General features: G+C 43.3%; 17 protein-coding genes. 6 read left to right on the top strand and 11 right to left on the bottom strand.

The window, feature by feature from the left end; genetic code table 11:
• Positions 1 to 83 precede the first annotated feature (83 nt).
• The gene (gene ribF / locus MAF46_RS04105; protein ID WP_060785866.1) at positions 84 to 1,364 is read left to right on the top strand and encodes a bifunctional riboflavin kinase/FMN adenylyltransferase; all 1,281 of its coding nucleotides are present in this window, start codon (positions 84 to 86) and stop codon (positions 1,362 to 1,364) included.
• On the opposite strand, the gene MAF46_RS04100 is transcribed toward ribF, so the two are convergent.
• From MAF46_RS04100 to MAF46_RS04090, 3 genes are all read right to left on the bottom strand, one after another.
• Positions 1,350 to 2,174 carry an amino acid ABC transporter ATP-binding protein gene (locus MAF46_RS04100; protein WP_020759303.1) on the bottom strand — a complete coding sequence of 275 codons (825 nt, stop codon included), beginning with the start codon at positions 2,172 to 2,174 and terminating at the stop codon, positions 1,350 to 1,352. The two genes, ribF and MAF46_RS04100, sit on opposite strands and share 15 nt — an antisense overlap.
• Positions 2,174 to 3,124 carry an amino acid ABC transporter permease gene (locus MAF46_RS04095; RefSeq protein WP_016805650.1) on the bottom strand — a complete coding sequence of 317 codons (951 nt, stop codon included), beginning with the start codon at positions 3,122 to 3,124 and terminating at the stop codon, positions 2,174 to 2,176. Before MAF46_RS04095 ends, MAF46_RS04100 begins: the two co-directional genes overlap by 1 nt.
• Before the next feature lie 176 nt (positions 3,125 to 3,300).
• Positions 3,301 to 4,170 carry an ABC transporter substrate-binding protein gene (locus MAF46_RS04090; protein ID WP_060785867.1) on the bottom strand — a complete coding sequence of 290 codons (870 nt, stop codon included), beginning with the start codon at positions 4,168 to 4,170 and terminating at the stop codon, positions 3,301 to 3,303.
• A 396-nt stretch (positions 4,171 to 4,566) separates the two neighbouring features.
• On the opposite strand from MAF46_RS04090, the gene MAF46_RS04085 reads away from it, so the two are divergent.
• A complete protein-coding gene (locus MAF46_RS04085; protein ID WP_060785868.1) occupies positions 4,567 to 5,418 on the top strand; it encodes a 5'-methylthioadenosine/S-adenosylhomocysteine nucleosidase family protein in 852 nt (283 codons plus the stop codon).
• Between the two features lie 22 nt (positions 5,419 to 5,440).
• Here the strand turns inward: MAF46_RS04085 and MAF46_RS04080 are convergent, their stop codons facing one another.
• The 4 genes from MAF46_RS04080 to radA form a co-directional block, all read right to left on the bottom strand.
• Positions 5,441 to 5,986 (bottom strand): cupin domain-containing protein, encoded by a 546-nt coding sequence (locus MAF46_RS04080; protein WP_020759299.1) that lies wholly within the window; start codon positions 5,984 to 5,986, stop codon positions 5,441 to 5,443.
• A gap of 51 nt (positions 5,987 to 6,037) precedes the next feature.
• Complete coding sequence (locus MAF46_RS04075; RefSeq protein ID WP_060785869.1) at positions 6,038 to 7,459, bottom strand: amidohydrolase family protein; 1,422 nt, start codon at positions 7,457 to 7,459, stop codon at positions 6,038 to 6,040.
• 91 nt (positions 7,460 to 7,550) lie between these two features.
• Positions 7,551 to 9,125, bottom strand: coding sequence for an adenosylhomocysteinase (locus MAF46_RS04070; RefSeq protein ID WP_060785900.1), 1,575 nt, complete (start codon positions 9,123 to 9,125; stop codon positions 7,551 to 7,553).
• A 19-nt stretch (positions 9,126 to 9,144) separates the two neighbouring features.
• Complete coding sequence (radA, locus tag MAF46_RS04065) at positions 9,145 to 10,578, bottom strand: DNA repair protein RadA (protein WP_060785870.1); 1,434 nt, start codon at positions 10,576 to 10,578, stop codon at positions 9,145 to 9,147.
• Positions 10,579 to 10,669: 91 nt separating this feature from the next.
• Between radA and MAF46_RS04060 the strand changes: the two genes are divergently transcribed.
• Positions 10,670 to 11,302, top strand: coding sequence for a hypothetical protein (locus tag MAF46_RS04060; protein WP_004131724.1), 633 nt, complete (start codon positions 10,670 to 10,672; stop codon positions 11,300 to 11,302).
• Positions 11,303 to 11,472: 170 nt separating this feature from the next.
• On the top strand, positions 11,473 to 11,562 hold the full coding sequence (locus MAF46_RS04055; protein ID WP_004268639.1) for a 30S ribosomal protein bS22: 90 nt from the start codon (positions 11,473 to 11,475) through the stop codon (positions 11,560 to 11,562).
• 188 nt (positions 11,563 to 11,750) lie between these two features.
• Here MAF46_RS04055 and rpiA read toward each other — a convergent pair whose 3' ends face one another.
• The 4 genes from rpiA to MAF46_RS04035 all read right to left on the bottom strand — a co-directional run bounded on the left by rpiA (position 11,751) and on the right by MAF46_RS04035 (position 16,572).
• Positions 11,751 to 12,449, bottom strand: coding sequence for a ribose-5-phosphate isomerase RpiA (gene rpiA, locus MAF46_RS04050; protein ID WP_004131725.1), 699 nt, complete (start codon positions 12,447 to 12,449; stop codon positions 11,751 to 11,753).
• Positions 12,450 to 12,566: 117 nt separating this feature from the next.
• Positions 12,567 to 13,655: a ribonuclease H family protein gene (locus tag MAF46_RS04045; protein WP_060785871.1), complete on the bottom strand. Its 1,089-nt coding sequence runs from the start codon at positions 13,653 to 13,655 to the stop codon at positions 12,567 to 12,569.
• A gap of 79 nt (positions 13,656 to 13,734) precedes the next feature.
• Positions 13,735 to 15,408: a phosphoglucomutase (alpha-D-glucose-1,6-bisphosphate-dependent) gene (gene pgm, locus MAF46_RS04040; protein ID WP_060785872.1), complete on the bottom strand. Its 1,674-nt coding sequence runs from the start codon at positions 15,406 to 15,408 to the stop codon at positions 13,735 to 13,737.
• A 30-nt stretch (positions 15,409 to 15,438) separates the two neighbouring features.
• Positions 15,439 to 16,572, bottom strand: coding sequence for a diacylglycerol/lipid kinase family protein (locus tag MAF46_RS04035; RefSeq protein WP_060785873.1), 1,134 nt, complete (start codon positions 16,570 to 16,572; stop codon positions 15,439 to 15,441).
• A gap of 277 nt (positions 16,573 to 16,849) precedes the next feature.
• On the opposite strand from MAF46_RS04035, the gene MAF46_RS04030 reads away from it, so the two are divergent.
• Positions 16,850 to 18,370, top strand: a complete 1,521-nt coding sequence (locus tag MAF46_RS04030; RefSeq protein ID WP_004131729.1) for a L,D-transpeptidase — start codon at positions 16,850 to 16,852, stop codon at positions 18,368 to 18,370.
• Positions 18,354 to 19,664 (top strand): App1 family protein, encoded by a 1,311-nt coding sequence (locus tag MAF46_RS04025; protein ID WP_004131730.1) that lies wholly within the window; start codon positions 18,354 to 18,356, stop codon positions 19,662 to 19,664. The genes MAF46_RS04030 and MAF46_RS04025 overlap by 17 nt, the downstream gene beginning before the upstream one ends.
• Positions 19,665 to 19,731: the final 67 nt, after the last annotated feature.

The raw sequence follows: 19,731 nt of genomic DNA, 5'->3' as shown, positions 1-19,731 counted from the left end.
GTGTGAAAATGGGGTTGCGGCAAAGTGGCGTCTAAAATAAAGCGATACCAATATTTGCGGCTCTTGCGAACAGTAAGGATATGATGAAGGTCATCGACATTCGACCAGATGCCAACGGTATGATTAGTTGGCCAACGTTGAGCGCTCAACGTAAGTCAGTTGTTACAATAGGTGTATTCGACGGAATGCATCTTGGGCATCGTAAAGTTATTGAGCGAACAGTAGAGATTGCGCGCAAAAACAACGCGTTTTCGGTTGTTATAATGTTTGACCCTCGTCCAAGCGTTGTGCACGAAAATCCAGATTTATTCGACGATTTTGGCGATGACGCGCAAATTCCAGTAGATTCGCAAGCTCTAACAAGCGTTCGTCAGCGGCTTAGGGTTTTGCAACAGTTAGACGTTGATCACGTTATTATTGTTCGATATAGCCTTGCTTTTGCGGCAAAATCATACAGATTCTTCCTTGGGCAGCTGGTTGGTAAGCTAGGCATGCGCGCGCTTGTTTTAGGCTCGGATGCAGCTTTGGGCGCTAAAAGAGCTGGAAACGTTCATGCTATTAAAGAGCTTGCGCAAGCTACAGGCGTTTTTAATCTTGTTGTTGTAGATGATTTTGGCCCGGGAGACGTTCGCGTTCCAGACCCGATTGTGCCAGAGGTTCCTTTAGAAGGCGGAGAGCCAAAAGACCCTGCAGATGGCATGAATAAGGCGGAATATCGCGCTTGGAGCAAGGGTATGCCGAATAAAAAGGTTCGTGCTTGGAGCTCTACAAATGTGCGATGGATGCTTGCAAATGGTAGGGTTCGAGATGCTGGAGATATTCTTGGACAGCCGCATAGAGTAGAAGGCATTGTTGTTCACGGAGCTGGTCGCGGCCATCAAATTGGCTTCCCAACTGTAAATCTTGGGGAGCGAATTGACGGATATATTCCTGTTGATGGTGTGTATGCTGGCTGGATTATTGATTTAGATGCAGACGAGCAAAATGGCGCTTCTTCTGGCAGAAACATTCCTAGCGTGGGTGTTTTGCGTAAAGATGAGCTTCATCTTGGATCGCATTCTCCTTGGCGTTGGGCTGCTGCGATTTCAGTTGGCACTAATCCTACTTTTGAAGATGACGCATCAAACGCATCAAACGCATCAAATAGCGCGGATGCTTACGACGATACTCTAGAAGAGCAATCGTCTAATCGAACTGTTGAAGCATACGCGTTAACAGATAAGATTCAAGACTTATACGGGCATAGGGTTTGCATTGAGTTTGCGCGCTTCTTGCGCCCGCAGCAAGCATTTGACTCGCAAGAGCAGCTTAAGGACGCTATTAGCAAAGACGTTGAGCAAACGCGCGCGCTAGTGGCGGAATGACTTAAAGAAGTTTTGCGTTTCTGGGTCGCTGCAAGCGTCCATAACCTCGTACGGCGTGCCGTTTTCTGCAACAACGCCGTTTCTAAGCAAAACCACTCTATCGGCAGCTTCGTGCGCAAAATGCATCTCGTGAGTGGCCATTAAAATGGTTGTTCCTTGCTGCTTTAGCTCTGCAACCATGTCTAGAACTTCGCCAACAAGCATTGGGTCTAGCGCGGAAGTAATCTCGTCTAAAAGCAGAAGTTGTGGGCTTGTCATAAGCGCGCGAGCAATCGCCACTCGCTGTTGCTGTCCGCCCGAAAGCTGATCTGGGTAGGACTTTGCTTTATTTTCTAGCTTAATCCTAGATAGAAGCTCCATTGCGCGGCTTTCTGCACGGTCTTTGCTCCAATGATGAACTTTTCGCGCAGCAAGAGTTACGTTATCTAAAACACTCATATGCGTAAAAAGATTGAATTGCTGGAACACAACTCCGATTTGAGATCTAATTTGATCTTGATTTATGCGTGGATCTGTAATATCTGTGTTTCCAAGCCAAACTTGGCCGTCGTCTACTCGCTCAAGCAAATTAATGCACTTCATAAGAGTAGATTTGCCGCTTCCAGAAGGCCCTAAAAGAGCCACCACTTCGTGAGGCGCAATATCAAAAGAAATACCCTTAAGAACAGGTGTTGAGTTATACGATTTTCTAATATTACTTAAGCGCAAAACTGGAGTTGAATCCGTTTGGTTGCTTGCATTTGTTTGGTTGCTTGTGTTCGTGTAATCACTCATTTGTTGATTTACCTTTTGATTTGTTACGTTATTCATCACACAGTTCCTCCGTTTAGCTCGCGCTTGCGAAGTCTTGTTGTATACCAATCGTTTAGAACAATAAACGGAATGCTCAGCGCTATAAACACAACGCTTGCTACAACGTACGGAGTGAAGTTATAAGAAGTTGCAACAGATATTTGAGCTGCTCGAACTGCGTCTACAGCGCCCAAAACAGATATAAGCCCTGCGTCTTTTTGCATTGATATAAAGTCGTTCATTAAAGCAGGAGCCACTTTTCTTAAGCCAAGAGGAATTACCACTAATCGCACAGTTTGACCAGATGTTAAGCCAAGAGACCTTGCAGATGCTCGCATTGACGGATGCACGTCTTCAAATCCTGCGCGCAATACCTCTCCAACGTATGCGGAGTAGCTCATAACAATGGCGATTGTGCCGAGTATTGCTGGTGGAATGCGCCCAAAAAGCTGCAATCCTGGTATGCCGAAGCCGATTAAGTAAAGCACAACAAGCATTGGTATGCCCCGCATAATGGTTGTGTAGAATTGCGCTATAGCTCGCAACGGGAAAAGCATTGGGCTTACGCTTGTGCGAATAACTGCGATTAAAGTTCCAAGTATTGCAACTCCTATTACAGCAAACACAAGCACTTGCAAATTAAGCATTAAGCCTTGCAAAACAGATGGCAAAGATAGCATAAAGTATTTGCCAGAGAAGAACGTTTCGCGCACTCTTGGCCAACCAGGGCTCATTGCAAGCGCCGCAATGCACACGCCAAGCAATACTAAAGTGCTTATTATGCTTGTTAAAACAGATTTAAGATTTTGTTTTTTGCGTATTGCTCTGCGCTCAAGCTCGATATTGCTTAAAGCGCACGTTCCTTCATCTAATGCCGTATTAGCGCTAGATAGTGACGACGCATTAGTGAGTAACTTATTTGATTCGTTGCTTGCAGAATCTGTTGTACTGCCGTTAAGTACTGTCATTGGCGGTAGCCTGAGCCTTTCGACATAATGAATGATACGCACTATTGTAAGCACTTTTATGTGACGATTGGGTTACAAATTGCTTACAATAATGCGTATTGGTAATGACGTTGGTACGATTTTTATTTATTTTGATCTATTTTTAATCTATTTTGTTTGATTTAATTTAGATCAATTTACTTAAGAACTGGCACATCAGTTGTGTACTCTGCAAGCCACTTTTCTTGCAGCTTCTTCAAAGTGCCATCTTTTTCTAGCGCGTTTACAGCCTTAGTAACGTCTGCAGTAAGCTTAGAGCCTTTTGGAAGCACAAGGCCAGTTCCTTCCTTATCTTCCGATCCTGCAATCTGTCCAAGAACAACACCATCTTTAACTTGCTTACTGCGAACAATGTTCACAGAAGATGGAGTATCTATAACAAGTGCGTCAATTTGCTTAGAGTCAAGAGCCTGAACCAATGCGTCGTTATCGTTAAAGGTTTGAATATCGCTCTTAATCTTGTCTTTAGCAAAGCTGTAGCTTGTTGTTCCAACCATTGCGCCAATCTGCGCGGTTTTAAGATCTGCTAAAGTCTTTGCGTTAGCAAACTTGCTGTCTTTTTTAATAACAACGCCTTGAGTTGCATTGTAGTAGCTTGGCGAAAAGTCTACTGCCTTCTTGCGTTCTTCGGTAATAGAGAACTGCTGAAGGTTAAAGTCAAAGTCCTTTGGGCCTGGAGTTACTGCGGAGTCAAAGGTTGTGCGAACCCACTTAACCTTGTCTTTGCTGTAGCCAAGTTTCTTTGCAACAGCGTATGCTACTGCGGATTCGTATCCTTTGCCGTTTTCTGGCTTGTTATCGTACATCCAAGGTGTGTAAGTTGGCTGAGCTGTGCCGATTGTCAAAACGCCTGGAGTGATCGTCTTTTGGTTTGGATCTTGTGCGTTTTGGCTTCCGCATGCCGCTGTGCTAACCATTGCAGCCACTGCTAATGCTGCTGCAGCGATTTTTGTAGCTGCGATTGCTACGCGGTTAGTGTGCAAGTTGTTATGTACGAAAATAGCCATTTTTTCTCCTTGTTTTTGCTAAAACCTTAAAATTTTTCGCTTATTCGTTTTTTAAGCGATTTAAGTAGGTTTTGCGGCCGTACATTTGATAGTTTATAAGACGATAGGCGTATTTAAGGCTTAATTGTTACAGAATTGTTATCGCGATTGTTTATAACGTGCTATATTTTGTTGATTTAATGGCGTAAATTTGCTCTACTTATGTTCAATTTTGTAAATGTTAAATGGCTGTTACAATCGGTGTGTTGCGGTGTGTTGTGTTGTTTTGGCGTGTATTTACGATTTTAGAGTCATAAGTATTTGACTGTATTTGGTTGTATTTGATTATGTTTGACTATATTTGATTTTGTTAGATTTTATTAGATTAGATTTATCGAACTTATTTTAGGGGAGACTATGCAAAAGGAATTTTCAATCGGTAATTCTAGCGATTTTAGCAATCTTTCAAATCTCGCGGTTATAGTGGCACTTCAAAAAGAGGCTCAACCTATTTTGCAAGCGTTTAGTGGCGAATATAAGTCTTGGCAAGATTACGGCGTTACTTTTATTCAAGGTAAAATCGCGTCTAACAACAACGAAAATAGCGCGATTCTTACAATATGTATTGCTGGAATGGGAAAGTGTGCCGCAGCTGCAGCAGCTCAGGCTCTTATAATCGAAGCTAAGCCACAAGTGTTGATTTTTAGCGGAATTGCAGGAGCATTAAATCCGCGTCTTAATGTTGGAGACATTGTTATAGGCAAGAATCTTCACTATTTAGAAACAAATACGCAAATTATTGCAGATTGTGCTCCATACAAAGAAGTTTTTGAATCGGACTCAAAGTTATGCGATTTAGCGGCAAATCAAGCGAAGTTATTAGGCTTTAGGCTTGAAAAGTCTTTGCAAGAATCATCTTCGGCTGCTTGCGATTTTTCCGCGGAATCTAAGCAAAGCGCGTCTAATAAGAGCGAAAATGGCGTTGCATACGTTTGCGGAAACATAGCAACAAGCGACCAATTTAACACAGATCCAAAGGTTCTAGATGCAGTTCGCGAAGAGGTTTTTGGCGATTGCGAAGAGATGGAAGGCGCTGCAGTAGCGCATATTGCAGCTAAAAATAGCGTGCCGTTCCTTGCGATTCGCGCAATGAGTAATCGTTGCGGAGAATCTTACGAATCGCTTGATGTGCATAAAGACGATTTAGTTCTTGCTGCAAATCGCGCTGGAAGCTTGACTTTGAGCGTTTTGAACGCGCTTGTTAAATAGCTTACGCCTTCAAAGTAGCATACTAGTTTTTAGACGCTAAATTAAATCCGCTAAAAGTAAAGCCAGGGCTTACAACGCAAGACACCAATACATCTGCGTTGCTAGGTACAGTTCGCTGCCATGTTCCAGCAGGAATCACAAGATGACCGCGCGTAAGTAAATCGTTACCATCTTTAGTGTTTCCCAGAGTAAAACGTTGCAAATCAGCCTCTGCGCAAGGATTTTGGCTGCATCCGCCAAGTTCAATCGTAAGATTTGCTGGGCCATGCCAAAGCCAAATCTCGTCTGCATCAACTTTATGCCACGCGCTTGAATCGCCAGCTGGTAAAAGAAAATAAATAAGCGATGCTAGTGGTCTTGGAGCGCTGGCTGCGGAGTTTTCGTCAACTTGTGTATTAGTCGCGTTTGCGCTCGCGTCTGCGCTCGCGTCTGTGCTGTTATTTGCGCTATATAACTGTGCTGCTTGCCAATCGCGAGCGTACCATCCGCCTTCTGGGTGGGCTTCTAAGTGCAATTCTTTAACAAGATTTTTTGCGTAATCGCTCATATCTTCTAATTTAATGCTCATAATATCTCCTGATATTTTCTGATTTATTTTGCGAGACTTATTAGTCAAGACTTATTGCGCAAAAGCGCCATTATTGTACACAAGATTTCCAGATATTACTGTTGCTTTTGCACTACCTGCGCCGTGACGAACAAAATTATGCAAAGTCTCTTCAACTCCTTGCGGCGAGCTTGTGTCTGTTGGAATGTTAAAGAACGCCAGGTCTGCTGTTGCTCCAGCATTAATTTGACCAATTCTGTGCGGCCCTACGTGCAAGCCCATAACGCTTGCGCCGCCTAAAGTAAGCATGCGAATAATTCGATGTGTTAAATCATCTTTTCTATATCCTTGTGCTGTTGCTAGGTCGTAGATTTTTGCAGCATCGTCTAAAACGTCTAAAGATGGGGAAGAAGATAGGGAATCTGTACCAATTGCAAGTAAGTTTCCTTCTTCCATGTAATCGCGAATCGGCGCGTCTCGCTCTGTAACAGTAATGCGATTGGACCTTGGGCAAAGTGCCACTCCAACTCCGCGCTGGCGTAAAATCCTGCGGTCTTCGCCGTCCGCCCAAACGCCGTGCGCAATATGCACGTCTGGCCCTAAAGATCCAAGCTGATCCAAAAACTGAATTGCAGATGCAGTCATTCCGTGCGATTTAAGTTCGCTATAGCTTTCCCAAACATTGCTATTCCAATCTGGCGCAGAATACGTAGTTAGCGTATCTGCGTGATTTCCTGCTTCCATTGGCGTTTCGGCCAAGTGTATGTGCAAGCGCATGTTTAGCTGGCGCGCAATGTCTGGCAAATCCACAAACGGCTCTGTTTCTAGACTATAAGGCGCATGTGGGCTAATACCTATGCTCGGTATGCTGCCGTTGTTCATCATTTGCCCAAGCATTTCTAGCAGCTTAGCGTAGCCTTCTTCCTTCCAATCAACGTTTTTCCAGCCCATTACCTCCCAATAGGCAATTCCGTGCATTCCCTGGCTTGCAAGCGCTCCAACCGCTTCAATATCGGTTACAATATCGGCAGCTGCGCTAGTGCCAGCTTCCACCATCATTCTTGCGCCTTGGTATGCAGAAGTCTTCCAAGTTGTTAGCGATGGATTTTTTTGTTTATCTTCTTGCAACTTGTCGTAAACAACGTTAAATCCTTGCTCCCAATCGTGGAAATTTCTATATTCTCCGCGTCCTACGCTTGCCATATTTGTGTATTGCAAATGCGTATGTGCGTTTATAAGACCTGGTGTCATAAGGCCGTGCCAATGTTTCTCATTTCTAAACATTTGCATATAAGAATCGCTTGGCATCTCGTCTTTTAGAATATTAAGCACCCATTGGCGTGTTCCAACGTGAACAACGCGTCCGTTAGATACAGCAACGGCACCTTCGGGGATTATTGGCCCCGTTACTGGAATAACCATTGATGCACTGTATAGTGTGACTTCGCTAAGTGGTGTTGGGTGTGCAAGTTTGCGTATTGGGTCTGTAAGCATTGTGTTCCTTAAGGAATTACGTTGTACTACTTTTTGCTTTATTTATTCTATTATTGCTTAGATTTATTATGATTTGGTTAATTGATTTATGCTAACTATTTGCTTCTTCCGCAAATCGCGTTAAATCCCACTTGTAGCCGTTGTTTTTATTGGCTTCGCTTGCGCTATATCCGCGTTTTGCTAGTGCGATTCTTGCTATTTGATTATCGGAGCTTTCTGGAAGTTGGTAGATTCCAGAATTAAGGCGATTATCGTTATTTTTATTGCCATTGCCGTCTTTATTGCTATTGCCATTTTTATTGCCATTGTGCTCTAGCAAATACGCAACCGCGCTCACTTGAACAGCAAAACTAAAGTCCATAATCTCAATAGGATTTCCGCCGCCTGTAGTGTAGTTAGTTCCGTCTCCTTCGCTTATTAGCGTGATTTGAGGACCGCACGGAACTTGGATTTTTCTTTGCGCGGTTCCAACAACTGGCTTAAAATCAGGGATTTCGTCTAGTGCAATCTCGTTTGCAATTCCACCAATAACAGCCAAAATCGCGTTTTCTTGCATGTTTTGCATATTTTGCAATGTAATCGTGTGACGAACGCCAGTCGCAGAAACAATCATATTGCTTTCTTTAACAGCGCATTCAAGATTTTTAGCTTCAAATCCATCGAAAACTGCGCGTAAGGATTGAACAGGATTTGTATCGCAAATTGTAACTTTCGCACCTAATGCGCGTATTCTTAATGCAAATCCGCGGCCAACTGGTCCATATCCAACAACAGTTACTTTGGCATTGTTAAAGCATTCACTTCCAAGAATTTGTTGCATTGTTGTAACGCATGTTTCTCCAGTTCCATGACGATTGTCAAAATCGGTTTTTAGAGCGCTATTATTTACTGCGATTACGGGGTAGTGCAAGTGACCAGCTTTTTGCATTGCTTCAAAAGCGCGCACTCCGCTTGTTGTTTCTTCTGCAACGCCTATTAGATTTGCTGCGATTTGTGGGCGTTCTAGGCTTGCGAGTCGCGCAAAACTTGCACCATCGTCGATTATTATGTTTGGCTGTATTTCGTCTAGAAGTTTTAGAGCGCCTTCGTGCGTTTGCTCAGGAGACCAATCGCGGTTTGCTTGCACTAAAATGCCCTCTTTTTTAAGTTGATCTGCCACTCTCTGGTCAGTTTCGTCTGGGCCGCAAAAAACTCCAACAATCGCTCCGTGTGCGTGTAGCTCCCTTAGTAGCACGGCTGTTTTTGGCTCTAGCACAAGGCAAACGGCTATTCTAACGCCTTCTAGATTAAGGCCATTTTCTTGTAAATTGTTAAGTAGTGTGCGCATTACTGGCATGTGGTTTTGCGCGTAGTCAATGGCATCTTTTCCGCTTAAATTAGGCGCGTCTACATTGGTCTCTAGGTTTTTTGCGCATATTTTTACGCAAAAATCAGCATCTTCCTTAGAATTTACTGGAATTATTCCCCAGGATTGCGCGTTTTGCAGGAATTTTTGCACATTGCTATTGTTGCTGCTATTGATGTTATTGCTGTTGTTGCTGTTGTTGCTGTTGTTGATGTTATTGTTGTTCTCTTTATTTTCATCTTCAATAAACACTCGCGAACCTGCAAGCGAGCGATTAGTTTTTTGCGATGTAAAAGCAGCCCATTTGCTAAAGTCAACCATATTAATCTCCATTAATCTCCTACAATCCCAGCGCTTTCAACGCTTCTTTAAGATTATTTACTTCAACTACATCAATTCCTGCAACGTGAATCTTTTTTTGCAAATGGCAAACAATCGCACGTTTATAGCCAATTCTTGCAGCTTCTTTAAGTCTAGTTTCCATTCTAGAAGCCGATCGAACTTGGCCAGTCAAGCTAATCTCGCCAATTGCGCATGTAAAAGGCAAAACTGGCTTATTTTTTGCAGCGCTTGCAAGAGATGCGACTATTGCTAAGTCGCAAGCAGGCTCTTTTGCTTTAGCGCCAGCAATCGTAGAAACGTAAATGTCTTTAGCAAGAAGATTCAATCCGCCATGCCTATATAAAACTGCCGTAAGCATAGCGATTCTGTTTGTATCTACTCCCGAAACCGCGCGTCTAGGAGCAGGTAGAACAGAGTCTGTAACAAGCGCTTGAACCTCAATAGCAAGGCTTCGATTGCCCTCTAAAGTAAGCGTTACGCATGTGCCTTCGTTTTTGCAATCCTCGTTAGAAGACAAAAACAGGCCAGAAGGGTCGGGGACTTCTTCAATTCCACATCCACTCATATCGAAGCATCCAACTTCGTCTGTAGGTCCAAAACGATTTTTAACAGCGCGAAGCATGCGCAATGCAGTTTGACTATCTCCTTCAAATTGGCAAACTGTGTCTACAAGATGCTCAAGCGTGCGCGGACCTGCAATCGAGCCGTCTTTTGTAACGTGACCAACTAAAAGCACTGGAATATTACAAGTTTTAGCAACGTCAATAAGCGCGCTAGCTACTTCTCTAACTTGAGTGGAGCCTCCTGTAATGCCATCAACATCGCTAGAAACAATAGTTTGTGCCGAATCAACAATTGCAAGTGTTGGCTTATATTTTTCGATTAATGCTAAAGCTGTGTTTAAGTCTGTTGTGCTAGCAAGAAGAAGATTTTGACTTATAGCGTTTATGCGTGACGCGCGCAATTTTACTTGCGACTTTGATTCTTCGCCAGAAATGTATAAGACTATGCTTTCTTTGGATTCGCCACCATTTTTGGCCACTTTTCCAGCTGTTTCTAAAAGCAAAGTGGATTTTCCGATTCCTGGCTCGCCTGCTATAAGTGTTACGGACCCTGGAACAAGCCCTCCACCTAAAACGCGGTCAAATTCGCTAAATCCCGTGTGTATTCTAATTCCATTATCCGCTTGAATGCTGCTAATCGGCTGTGCGTCTACGCTGGAATCGATGTTTAACGCGGCAATCGCATTTGTTTTTGCGCTTCTTGAATTTCTAGACGATCTTAAAGCTTTAGAAACGCCACTTTGCAACTTTGGCTCGCTAAACTCGCTTAGTGTACCCCATTCGCCGCATTCTGGGCAGCGGCCGTACCATTTTGACCCACTCCAACCACATTCGGAGCACAAGTAATAAGTAGAAGATTTTGCAGCCATGATTTGACGCTAGCTGCATTTATAGACATTTTGCCGTCATACTTTTGTGAGATAATCCAAGTATGTTTAACAGTGTTATGTGGGGTAAAAAATGAATTCTTATACAAATAATTCTTCTACTTCTTCGCAAGGATTTTCTGCGTCTCATAACAATTTACGAAAAGTGCTTATTGTTGCATTAATAGTTGTTGTTTTGGCAATTGTTTCCGCGTTTGTTTGGCCAGGTTGGGCGTTAAATCACCAGCAAAATGCGCAATCTGCTAAAACGCATGTGCCTTCTGCAAAAACGCCATCTATTAAGGCTAAAGATTTGCCTAGCACTTCTACTGCTCTGTTAAAAGCTATGCCAGATACTGTTCTTGATTTTGCTCGTGTTGATGCTTCTGCTAGCGCAAAATGGTCTTCGGCTTCTCCTTTAGAAGAATACACAGTTAAGTATTCGACTGGAGAATCTGGAAGTGATGTTTCGCTTGTTGTTGCTCAATGGAGCAGTCGCGACTTAGCGAATAAGCAATATGAGCTTTTGCTAGATGGATTAAGTGGGGTAGATGTTGCTTCTGGAAAAATTCAAGTTTCTGGAAAAACCACTGGCAGCTATGTGTTAAAGACTGAGTCGGGCAATAAAGCTAAAGCTAGTGCCATTTGGCAAAACGACACAGCTGTGTTTGAGTTAACTGGATCAAAGCAATCTGTTGAAAGATTCTATAAGCAATTTCCAATGTAAACTTTGCAAAATATAAGCTGTTTTGCATGTGTTTTGTATGTGTTTAACGTATGGTTTTGCGCATGTTTTGCATGTGTTTTTGTAAAACTTTGCTTTAGGATTTTCCAAAGTCGTCAAAACGGTGTAACATTAGGCAAGTTGCACACTTTACATATGAATGGAGGCTTCAGATGGGTTCTGTCATCAAGAAGCGCCGCAAGCGGATGAGCAAGAAGAAGCACCGCAAACTGCTGCGTAAGACTCGTCATCAGCGTAAGTAATGCTGTTTGGCGCGCCTGCCCGTTTGGGCACGTAACACTTTTGAAAGCGTTGGATTTTCCAGCGCTTTTTTTTTATTGCGATTGAAGATTGTAAAAAATTTCCCGAAAACGTATGCAAATTAACTAATTTTACATACATTCTCGGGAAATGATTGGTTAAATATTAGATTATGACTGGATTATGCAGCTTACTTATTTGGATTTGTAAGCGTGCGAGGACCGTTTGGATCTCCAACAATCACAGTATCAACCATGTTCAAGAACAGGCCGTGTTCAACAACGCCAACAGTTTCAATCAAGTCTTTAGCAAGCTCTTGTGGGTGGTCAATGCGCTCCAAATGCAAGTCAACTACAAAGTTGTTCTCGTCTGTGCGCACTTCTTTGCCATTTGCATCAAGTCGCAAAACTGGCTTGTATCCGCGCTTCTCGAACTTGCGAATCACTTGAGCAGATCCAAATGGAATTACCTCAACAGGCAGTGGGAACTTGCCGATTGTGTCTACAACCTTGCTTGCGTCTACAATCCACACAATGCGATCGGAGTTGATTGCAACAATCTTTTCCCAAAGAAGAGCTGCGCCGCCGCCCTTAATGCCGTTAAAGTTCTTATCAACTTCGTCTGATCCGTCAATCGTAACGTCAATATGGTCAACATCGTTAATGTCAAGAATCTTAATGCCGTAGCCTTCTGCCTGCTCTTGAGTGCGGCGAGAAGTTGTAACTCCAGTAAAGCTTAAGCCTTCTTCCTTAACTCTGCGGCCAAGCTCGTCTACTAAGAATCGCACTGTAGAGCCAGTGCCAAGACCAACCATCATGCCATTTTGTACGATTTTTGCGGCCTCAATGCCAGCTGCTTTCTTTAGCGCGTCTTGTTGTGCTTTATCCATGTGTGCCTACTTTCTTGTCTTTCTTGCTGGCGTGGCTAAAATACCAGCGTGTTTATAGCGATTTTTACTAACCGCCACTTATTTCATACATACTACATATTAGTCTGCGTTCAGATTTTATTCTGTTTTGTTCGTATTTGTTTGCATATAAAACTCGCTTGGCTCTAGGTTAAAAGTGCCATCTGGCATAACGTATCCGCTTAACTGTATTGTGCCTGTTATAAATCGTGGATTTCCGTTAAAACTTGGGCTTGTGTTTGGAGCAGGCGTAAATTGCAATGTTCCGCATACGCGCAATCCTGGAACTGCTTTATATTTTTGCTCTGATTTATTTTGAGATTCGCTATTTTTGGATTCGTTATTTTCATGCGAATCTTCATCGGCTTTCGATTCATCATTTGCTGGCGATTCATCATTTGTATTAATGATTTGCGTAGATGAGTCGCAAGCAGCGTTGTTATTTGCGTATTTAGTGGTATCGCTAAATGTTTCACGCTCTGTTTCACGCGTATTATTGCCATTAAAATCAGGATTAATATCTTCTCCAACGCATCTGCCAATGTGGTATTCGCTACTAGAAATTTTTCCATCCAATAGCATTTTTGCGTCTTGCGGAACGTCAACGCCATCTGAATATGAGGAAGAAATCAACGATTTCCACCCTTCTAGTGGCAAATATCCATCCTTCAATTTGCTGCGGCAATCTTCGGCATAAGTTCTAGCAAGCTCGTCAACTTTCTCGTTTCCAGCGTTTCCAGCATGACCCTTAACCCAAACGAACTTAACGGAGCCTTTGCGCTTACAAATCTCCGAATCGATTGCGCGAATAAGTTCTGCATTTTTTACAGGCTCTTTTTTGGAGTTCTTCCAACCGTTCTTTTTCCAACCATGAATCCAAGTTGTTGCACAATTAATCGCATATTGCGAGTCGCTTTCGATTGTTAAAGGCTCGCTTCCAGGATGTGCTCGCAAAGCTTCTAGAACTGCGCATAATTCGCCTATTTGATTCGTGCCGTTAGTAGCTCCGCCTGCATCCGCGTTACCAGCGTGATTGTGCTCGTGAGCGTTGCCCGCTTCGTCTATGTGGTCTGCCCAAGCCCAACCCATTGATCCATTTGGATTTCCTAGAGCAGATCCGTCTGTAGAAACAACAATCATTGCAAAACCTTTCAAAAAATGCGCTGGCAGCATCAGCAACCAGCGCATATAGAAGCTGTTAACTTCGACTAATCGTAAATCAACTTCGACTAGTCGCAGTCAACTTTAACTAATCGCAATTAAAGCGTTACGCTAAAGCCTTGTCAACTACAGCAGTAGCTTCCTCAAGCACCTTGTCAAGCGCTTCTGGAGAAACGAAGGACTCAGCATAAACCTTGTAAATGTTCTCGGTACCAGATGGGCGAGCAGCGAACCAATTGTTCTTAGTTGTAACCTTCAAGCCGCCAATCTTAGCGCCGTTTCCAGGAGCCTCAGTGAGCTTTGCTGTAATATCTTCGCCAGCAAGCTTAGTCGCTTCAACGTCGTTGCCACTAAGAGCCGCAAACTTCTGCTTTTGCTCAAGAGTGGTTGGAGTATCTACGCGCTTGTACCAGCTTTCGCCAAAGCGAGCAACCTGGTCTTGATGAAGCTGAGCAGGATTCTTGCCAGTCTTTGCAGTGATTTCTGCAGCGAGCAAATCAGGAATCAAGCCATCCTTATCGGTTGTCCACACGCGGCCATCCTTGCGCAAGAAGCTCATGCCAGAGCTTTCCTCGCCGCCGAAAGCAACTTCGCCACTAAAGAGTGGGTCAACAAACCACTTAAAGCCAACAGGAACTTCCACAAGCTTAGCGTTAATAGAAGCAGCTACGCGGTCAATCAAAGAAGAAGACACAAGCGTCTTGCCGATAGCAGTATTCTTTGGCCAATCTGGGCGAGCGCCGCCGAACAAGTACTCCACGCACACTGCAATGTAGTGGTTCGGGTTCATAACGCCCCAGTTAGGGCACACAATTCCGTGGCGGTCAGCATCTGGATCGGTGCCGCCAACTAAATCGTACTTATCCCAAGCGCCAGCGTTAAGCTGATCAACTAAGCCCTTCATTGCGTAAGGGGAGCTTGGATCCATACGAATCTTGCCATCGTGGTCAATTGTCATGAATCGCCAAGTTGGGTCAACATCTGGGCGCACAACGCCAATGTTTAAGCCGTACTTTTCGTTCATAAGTGGCCAGTAGTTTACGCTTGCGCCGCCGAGTGGGTCAATTCCCAAGCGCACACCGCTAGAGCGAATTACATCGAAGTCAATAACGTTTGCTAAATCGCTAACGTAGTGTTCGCGGTAATCGAAGCCTTCAACCAAATCAGACTTGATTGCTTCCTCGAAAGGCACGCGCTTAACGGACTTGTAATTGTCGAGCAATTCGTTTGCGCGGTTTGCAATCGCATTAGTTACGTCTGCTGGGGCAGGGCCGCCAGTTACAGGGTCGTACTTAAAACCGCCGTCGGTTGGAGGATTGTGTGAAGGAGTTACTACGATGCCATCTGCCAAACCTTCGCCGCTAAAACGCTGAGTGCCATCAGCTGCGCGATTATGCGTCAAAATAGCTTGCGACACAACAGGCGTTGGAACAAAGTCGCTGCGCGAGTCCACACGAACGTGAACGCCGTTAGCAACCAAAACCTCAATAGCGGTTTTTTGAGCAGGCTCGGAAAGAGCGTGCGTATCTCTACCAATATAAAGTGGGCCAGTTACGCCAGCCTTCTTGCGATATTCGGCAATGGCTTGTGTGATTGCAACAATGTGAGCTTCGTTAAACGAAGTTTTTAACGCAGAACCACGGTGACCAGACGTGCCGAAAATAACGCGCTGTTCTGGAATATTGGAATTTGGAACTTCATCGTAGTAAGCGCCAATCAAAGCGTCAACGTCTACTAGATCTTCTGGGGTGGCGGGCATTCCCGCATTTTTTGCTACCATAATTTTTTATTTTGCCACGGCGGCGGTATTTTAACGTAAGTCGGCGGTATTTTGAGTTAAAGAAGATTGCAAACTCTCTGGCACGCGCACGCATAATGCTCGTTTATCTACACTAAAACGCAAGTGTTTTGTGTAGCCTAAAATATCTCCATCAACCTGCACAGGAGCAGGCCGTTCTAGCTTAACTTCGGCTTCAACACCCTGCGATTGGTCAATCTTGGAGTTTGTAGAAAGTGGGCTTTGTTGCGCTTTTCCTGTAACGGTTTGGTGCACAACATCTCCAAACAAGTTAGCCCATCCAATTAATCCGCCAGAAGTGTCAATAATCTCAAAGTCGAGTATGCCATCGTCGTAAGCTGCATCTGGCATAAGTGAAAACATTGGAATCTGGCCGCAATTTCCAGCCATAAGCGTGCGGAAAGATATTGCACTAGATGTGTAATCCGTTCCATCTTTGCGCGTAAAAGTAACGTCTCCGCGGTATTTTGGCGCAAATAAGTGTTTAACACCTGCAACAAAGTATGCAAGCCAGCTTATGTTCTTTTTAAGTGCAGGATTAGTGTCGTCTATCATAAGCGCGTCGAATCCAATTCCCGCAATAATCAAAAACGCGTGACCGTGGTCTTCGTACGGCTTATCGAGTATAAAAACGCGACCAACGTCAACAAACCTAGATCCATGGCTAGTGGCCACCCTTAGCGCAGCTTGAACATTGTCTACAGGAATCCCCATGTTTCGCGCAAACAAATTTCCCGTTCCAATTGGAATTATCCCCATTGCGTGGTTCGTTCCGCTAACTGCGCTCGCAACCGTTCTAACAGTGCCATCTCCGCCAACTGCAACAACAACGTTTGCGCCATTTTTCAAAGCTTCTAGCGCGCATTCGCGCCCGTCTTTATTAAGCTGTGTATCTATTATTTCGTAAGTAAGATTGTTAGAAGCACAGTAATCTTTAATGCTTTTTCGGTATTCTTCGGCTTGCGGTTTAGAAGGATTTAGTATAAAAGCATAGTGAACGCTGTCTCCATGCCTTTCTGCCAGTTTTTCTGCTAAATGATGCTTCTTCAGGGTACGCGTAACTATCATGATGACGAATGGCGCAAAAACTAGCGCAAAAACAATCACCATTAACGCAATTGTTGCTTGAATTGGCATATCTGGCATATTTATTATTCTTGCACACATCTTTAATATATGGACATTATTTTGACAATATTTATAAAATTTGATTATTTCTTTACATTTTCATCACTTATTGCGTTATTTAGCGCGTTGCGGCATTTGATTAGCGCATTGATTATGAGCTTGATTATGCGCTTAATTACATTTTGACGTTGGCATGTTTGCTTAGTTAGTGCCATTTATATGATTTTTATATGCTAAGCAAGTGATAAGCTTGCACCATGCGTTTTGCGCGTAGAACTAGCAGGGGTTTAAAGTTATGTCTGAATCGCAAGAAAATAATATGAGCGTTTTTGAATCCGACGATACTGAACAATTTGAAGTATCGAAAAAACGTGTTAAAGGCAATAAGTCTGCGCTTGTATTGCTTTACTCGTTTATTATTTTCTTAATACTTGTAGTTGCGGCTTTTGTAGGGTCGCAAGCATACTTCCATAACCGTGTTGCTCCTGGAGTGCATTTTGCTGGCAGCAGTGAAGTTTCGGGCGCGCAGATTGAAAAAGTCACAGATGCTGTAAATAGGGCGATTGAAAACACAAAGATTGAGATTAAAGACGATTCTGGAAAAAGCTCTGTTGAAACACTTAAAGACTTATCGGTAAGTGTAGATAAAAGCGCAACTGTGCAAAACGTTATGCGCGCAAAGCACAATAACGTGTTTACAATGCTTATGCCTTGGTTGCAAGAAAACGTTGGGCTTAAAGCCAAGTTAGACAACGAAAGCATGGACGCGTACATTGTTAAAAAGTTTGTTAGCGAAAAAGATAGGGCAATGCCGTATACAGCTAAGTTCGATTCTTCTTCTAACTCTTATGTTGTAGAAGATGGTGTTCCAGGCCGTACGATTATAACTTTGCCAGTTCGTGAGGCAATTAAGCGCGTTCTAGAAAATCCTGGTAAAACAGTAAAAGTTACGGTTGGCTCTCGTAAGGTAGAAGCTCCAATTAAGCGTGATGTAGCGCAGAAAACTGTTGATCAACTCAATAATTTGCTATCTAAAAAAATTACGTTAGATAATGGCGATTCAAAAGATTTTACGCTTTCAAAGGCTGTTTTAGCATCTTGGATTAAGATTGATGCAGATTGTGCAAAAAAGAAGATTTCGTACAAGGTTGATTCGTCTGCTGCCAACGCATGGCTTTCTAAAGAGCTTGCTAAGAATCTTAATCAACAAAAAGTAGACCAAGAAGATACATACAACAAGCAAGGAAAGTTTATATTAACAACGCTTAAGGGTGAAAACGGCATAGAAGTTAAGTATTCTAAAGACTTTGCAAATAAAGTTGTTCAAGCTGTAGAAAAGTCGGCAGATGCAAAGCTTAGTGTTCCAACAAACGTTGTTAAGTTTGGAATCGAAAAAAAGACTGTTGACATGCGCGTTGTTGTTAACAAGTCAAACCAAACAATAAGCGTTTACAAAGACGATCAGCTTCTTAAAACATTCCCAGTTTGCAGTGGCTCAAACGGTTATTACGAAACGCCAAACGGAACGTACTTTATTTACTTGCGCTACCGAGTGCAAGATATGCGCGGATTTAACCGAAACGGCTCTAGGTATTTCTTGCCTGGAATTACTTGGGTTAGCTACTTTAACGGCGGAATCTCATTCCATACAGCTCTTTGGAACAATGTTGGTATATCTCAAGGATATCCTGCAAAGTACGGTTCTCATGGGTGCATAAACATGTATGAGCAAGATGCAAAGTGGGTGTTTGAAAACTGCCCTCGCGGAACAGTTGTGGAAGTTGTTGGAGAACAACCAGATGGACCAGTACGCTAATAAAGCAGCAAATTTGAAGGGCGATTTGCCTGCTGCATCTAGAAGAGTTAGTAGCACTCCGATTCAGGTTCGTGTTACAGAAACGCTGTTTGATGCTCCTTCTAGCGAAGAGCGCTTAGATAAAAAACCTCCGATTGTTCAATTTGCTAGAAAGTTTGCAACGTCTAGCTTTGGACTTTGGGTGCGCATAAGTGGCAAAATCGCTCGGCATTTTGGATGGTTTCCTAGCGTTGAGCCATACATTGGTTACGGTACAGATCGCTACGCGCGCTTGATTTGCCGAACTGTTCTAGCGCCTAAAGCTGGTCATCATTCCGCTTTAAAGCGCGGTATTTACGCGATGCTTGTTGTTCCTGCAATTCGTGTTAAGGTTGCTCTAAGTATTGATAACGTTGCTGTTGAATGGGCGCAAGTTGGCGATTCTTCCGTGTACGATAAGCCAGATTCTGCGTATAACAGTAGCGCAGAATATTGCGTTTCGGATTGTTCGGGTTACTTGGATTTGGTTACCGAAAGGTCGCTTTTGCCAGGCGAACACAAGGTTTCGTACACGGTTGATAATCGCAATGCTGTTGAAGCAAGCATGTTTGTTATATCGGAGCAAACGCCTTTAGGTATTATTTCCGACGTTGACGATACTATTATGGTCACTCAAGCGCCTTCTCCTCTTAGAGCTGCTTACAATTTGCTTATTATGAATCCTGAACATAGGCATGCTGTTGATGGAATGAGTCACTTTTTTAGGCGTATTAAGGATTCAATTCCTAGCACCCCTTTCTTCTACCTTTCCAATTCTCCTTGGAATGTGGAAGCTTCAATTCGACACTTTATTTTGCGCGAAGGTTTTCCTGCAGGACCTCTTCTTCTTAGGGATTTAGACCCGCGTCCTAAGACTTTTGTTCCAACTGGACCACAGCACAAGCTCGAGTTTGCTCAACAGCTTATGGATGATTTTCCAGACATGCGATTTGTTCTTATTGGAGATGACGGTCAAAAAGACCCTTCGACTTATGCAAAAATCATTGAAAAATTCCCCAATCGCGTTCTTGCTGTTGGCATACGTCAGCTTAAAAAAGACGCAACTTTGGTTGATTTCAGGCGAAACATGTCTAAGAATTTTGGTGTGACTCTTGCATCTTCTAGAGTTGCTAAAACTTGCAATGATATTTTTGTTGAAGCTAAGGGTGCAGCTGGTACTTTTGAAGGTGTTCCATTCTTTGCTGCTCAAAATGGCAATTTGCTAGAAGATATTATGATTCCGTTTATTATGGATTCTGTTAATTACAAAGAATGATTTTAATCAAAGACTGATTTTAAGTGTTCTAAGTGTTGTAAGTGTTGTAAGTATTTTAAGTGTTGTA

Origin of the sequence: Gardnerella pickettii (assembly GCF_029226345.1) — a bacterium.
In the GTDB taxonomy this organism is placed as follows: Bacteria; Actinomycetota; Actinomycetes; order Actinomycetales; family Bifidobacteriaceae; genus Bifidobacterium; species Bifidobacterium piotii.
Note: the sequence above shows the minus strand (reverse complement) of the source record. Positions and strands in the feature narration are given on the sequence as shown.

What these genes read in the sequence shown, in the direction of transcription:
- ribF (WP_060785866.1), top strand. Translation starts at nt 84, where the DNA reads ATGAAGGTCATCGACATTCGACCAGATGCCAACGGTATGATTAGTTGG.
- MAF46_RS04100 (WP_020759303.1), bottom strand. Translation starts at nt 2,174, where the DNA reads ATGAATAACGTAACAAATCAAAAGGTAAATCAACAAATGAGTGATTAC.
- MAF46_RS04095 (WP_016805650.1), bottom strand. Translation starts at nt 3,124, where the DNA reads ATGACAGTACTTAACGGCAGTACAACAGATTCTGCAAGCAACGAATCA.
- MAF46_RS04090 (WP_060785867.1), bottom strand. Translation starts at nt 4,170, where the DNA reads ATGGCTATTTTCGTACATAACAACTTGCACACTAACCGCGTAGCAATC.
- MAF46_RS04085 (WP_060785868.1), top strand. Translation starts at nt 4,567, where the DNA reads ATGCAAAAGGAATTTTCAATCGGTAATTCTAGCGATTTTAGCAATCTT.
- MAF46_RS04080 (WP_020759299.1), bottom strand. Translation starts at nt 5,986, where the DNA reads ATGAGCATTAAATTAGAAGATATGAGCGATTACGCAAAAAATCTTGTT.
- MAF46_RS04075 (WP_060785869.1), bottom strand. Translation starts at nt 7,459, where the DNA reads ATGCTTACAGACCCAATACGCAAACTTGCACACCCAACACCACTTAGC.
- MAF46_RS04070 (WP_060785900.1), bottom strand. Translation starts at nt 9,125, where the DNA reads ATGGTTGACTTTAGCAAATGGGCTGCTTTTACATCGCAAAAAACTAAT.
- radA (WP_060785870.1), bottom strand. Translation starts at nt 10,578, where the DNA reads ATGGCTGCAAAATCTTCTACTTATTACTTGTGCTCCGAATGTGGTTGG.
- MAF46_RS04060 (WP_004131724.1), top strand. Translation starts at nt 10,670, where the DNA reads ATGAATTCTTATACAAATAATTCTTCTACTTCTTCGCAAGGATTTTCT.
- MAF46_RS04055 (WP_004268639.1), top strand. Translation starts at nt 11,473, where the DNA reads ATGGGTTCTGTCATCAAGAAGCGCCGCAAGCGGATGAGCAAGAAGAAG.
- rpiA (WP_004131725.1), bottom strand. Translation starts at nt 12,449, where the DNA reads ATGGATAAAGCACAACAAGACGCGCTAAAGAAAGCAGCTGGCATTGAG.
- MAF46_RS04045 (WP_060785871.1), bottom strand. Translation starts at nt 13,655, where the DNA reads ATGCGCTGGTTGCTGATGCTGCCAGCGCATTTTTTGAAAGGTTTTGCA.
- pgm (WP_060785872.1), bottom strand. Translation starts at nt 15,408, where the DNA reads ATGGTAGCAAAAAATGCGGGAATGCCCGCCACCCCAGAAGATCTAGTA.
- MAF46_RS04035 (WP_060785873.1), bottom strand. Translation starts at nt 16,572, where the DNA reads ATGCCAGATATGCCAATTCAAGCAACAATTGCGTTAATGGTGATTGTT.
- MAF46_RS04030 (WP_004131729.1), top strand. Translation starts at nt 16,850, where the DNA reads ATGTCTGAATCGCAAGAAAATAATATGAGCGTTTTTGAATCCGACGAT.
- MAF46_RS04025 (WP_004131730.1), top strand. Translation starts at nt 18,354, where the DNA reads ATGGACCAGTACGCTAATAAAGCAGCAAATTTGAAGGGCGATTTGCCT.